The sequence below is a fragment of the Pseudoalteromonas sp. bablab_jr011 genome, assembly GCF_016464045.1.
GTDB classification, from domain to species: domain Bacteria; phylum Pseudomonadota; class Gammaproteobacteria; order Enterobacterales; family Alteromonadaceae; genus Pseudoalteromonas; species Pseudoalteromonas lipolytica.
The window spans coordinates 1-378 of sequence record NZ_JACDWU010000307.1 but is presented as its reverse complement, the minus strand read 5'-3'; the positions used below and the strand labels follow the sequence as shown (position 1 = coordinate 378).

At 45.0% G+C, this 378-nt stretch carries 1 tRNA gene; it reads left to right on the top strand.

From position 1 onward, the window contains the following. Positions 1-253: 253 nt before the first annotated feature. Positions 254-329, top strand: a tRNA-Gly gene (locus JIG41_RS20270). The last annotated feature ends 49 nt before the right edge of the window (positions 330-378 follow it).

The following is a 378-nucleotide window of genomic DNA, read 5'->3' as shown; positions in this document are numbered from 1 at the left end:
CGCAACCTTGCCAAGGTTGAGGTCACGAGTTCGAGCCTCGTGTGCCGCTCCAATTTCTCACCAAAAGAAATTGTTATAAAAAATTCAAATTATACGGCACTAGCTCAGTTGCCAGAACGTTTTACCGCAACCTTTGGTTGTGCACCAACGGACAAATTACTGACTATTTGAATGCGGCACTAGCTCAGTTGCCAGAACGTTTTACCGCAACCTTTAGGTTGTGCACCAACGGACAAATACTGACTATTTGAATGCGGCACTAGCTCAGTTGGTAGAGCGCAACCTTGCCAAGGTTGAGGTCACGAGTTCGAGCCTCGTGTGCCGCTCCAATTTCTCACCAAAAGAAATTGTTATAAAAAATTCAAATTATACGGCACT